Origin of the sequence: Fischerella muscicola PCC 7414 (assembly GCF_000317205.1) — a bacterium.
GTDB classification, from domain to species: Bacteria; Cyanobacteriota; Cyanobacteriia; order Cyanobacteriales; family Nostocaceae; genus Fischerella; species Fischerella muscicola.
Genome location: NZ_AJLK01000213.1, coordinates 1 through 1,766, shown reverse-complemented (window position 1 = coordinate 1,766; position 1,766 = coordinate 1). Strand labels below are relative to the sequence as shown.

General features: G+C 33.1%; 3 protein-coding genes. All 3 read right to left on the bottom strand.

Annotation, left to right across the window (positions count from 1 at the left end):
• Nucleotides 1-21 precede the first annotated feature (21 nt).
• Nucleotides 22-465 carry a DUF2127 domain-containing protein gene (locus tag UYI_RS0131260; protein ID WP_016870625.1) on the bottom strand — a complete coding sequence of 148 codons (444 nt, stop codon included), beginning with the start codon at nt 463-465 and terminating at the stop codon, nt 22-24.
• Between the two features lie 365 nt (nt 466-830).
• Nucleotides 831-1,049, bottom strand: coding sequence for a hypothetical protein (locus tag UYI_RS0131255; protein ID WP_016871574.1), 219 nt, complete (start codon nt 1,047-1,049; stop codon nt 831-833).
• Between the two features lie 146 nt (nt 1,050-1,195).
• The coding region (locus UYI_RS0131250) for a response regulator transcription factor (protein ID WP_016870623.1) at nt 1,196-1,766 on the bottom strand (571 nt) is incomplete at its 5' end.

Genomic DNA, 1,766 nt, shown 5'->3' with positions numbered 1-1,766 from the left:
TTTACCAGCAAGTTCTCTTAATTAATGTTTATAAAAGTGTCTAACCAAGTACGATAGTACAGCTAGATTAACCATAAATACTAAAAATTTGAAAATCGTTACACCTTTAATTAACTCATAGATTTCGGGAGGTATACTAATACCAACTAATCCAATAACTAATATCTTTGCCCAAGTTTTTTCATACCATAAACCGATAGCCTCAATGGCTGTCACAACTGCGTATATTGCAGTGGCAATTCCACTAAATTTTAAAGTTTGTGGTTTGATATTAATAATTTTTTCTAGTAACCATTCAATAACTTCGCGTTTACCTTCCAATATGTAAGATTCGGAAAAGCCCACAAGGGTATCATGTTTTTTCAAAGCTAAAAGTAGAACAATAGATGTAGCTGTAAGTAGTAAAGCAACAAAGCCTTTATAAACAACAATTGCTATTAATCCTGGAGGACGTTTCTCGATCATTTAATTTTCCTTACTTGTTACTTTATTGCTTGCTGAAAGCTAAATAGTTTGTCAATAAAAAGGTTGACAATCTAAATCTGTGATTGATTTATGATAATTATATTCCCAGGTTGGATAATTAATTGATAATATGATAAAAATTAAGTATACTGTTTGTCAGTTTTTGTGTTAAAGCATTCATAATGTAGGTTGCTTAAATCTATGTTTTTAATTTTTTTAATATCAATATATTTAATAAAAGTCAAGAATTAGAAAAGACTAATTGTCAATATTTTTTATTTAGTATCACTAGTATAGTAAAAATTAAGGGATGGGTTGTATTCCCATCCCTTATGTAACTAATTTTAAGCAATCGACCTCACATTTTAATCAAAATGTTCTCTGATGGCTCTGACATAAGCAGCGTCAGTATCGTTGAGGTTGTTAAGCTCGTTTTCATACTCAACGTTTAAAGTTAATGAGTCAGATTCAGGATTAAATTTACTAGTTGCTGCTAGAACTGCCACATCTGGACTTGCTATTAATCCAAAACTAGCAAAAATAAAGATAGGAATTGAACGGCTTATTGAGAGATACTTGTCCATAACTATTAAGCAAAGTTTATTGAGTATTTTCACAGTAACTAAGAGTTGTGATAATACTGTGTTAACTTTGTTTCAATTACTTGCTTTTTAGCAGACATAGACACAACAAAGTGCGATCGCTCACCAAGATATAATTACTAAATGGGTCAGTCTTCAAATTTATAACCAATACCAGTGACTGTTTTAATAAAAATAGGATTTGCTGAATCAGGTTCTATCTTTTTTCGTAACCGAGCTATAAGTGTATCGACTACTCGTTCATCTCCATAAAATTCACTACCCCATAATTTATCTATTAGTTGTGTGCGATTCCAAACTCGATTGGGATAGCGAACAAAAGCAGTTAGTAAGTTAAATTCCAAGTTTGTTAAGTCTATTATTTCTGAAAAATTAGGGTTCATTTGACGCAAAGCAGAGTGTTGCTCTATATCGAGCAGAAAATGTTGGGTACGGTAAATTTGATGTTGCTCTGGTTGACGCAAGCTACGTCGCAGAAGTGCTCGAACTCTGGCAACTAACTCTTTGGGGCTAAAAGGTTTGACTAAGTAATCATCAGCACCAGTAGACAAGCCAATAATACGATCAATTTCCTCACTCTTAGCTGTCAACATTAAGATGTAGGGGTCTTTTGCACCAGGTTTTTGTCGAATCCTGGCACACAACTCTAGTCCATTGAGACTAGGAATCATCAAGTCGAGGATGATTAAGTTCGGTTGA

Coding starts and splice junctions, on each gene's coding strand:
- UYI_RS0131255 (WP_016871574.1), bottom strand. CDS start 1,049: ATGGACAAGTATCTCTCAATAAGCCGTTCAATTCCTATCTTTATTTTT.
- UYI_RS0131260 (WP_016870625.1), bottom strand. CDS start 465: ATGATCGAGAAACGTCCTCCAGGATTAATAGCAATTGTTGTTTATAAA.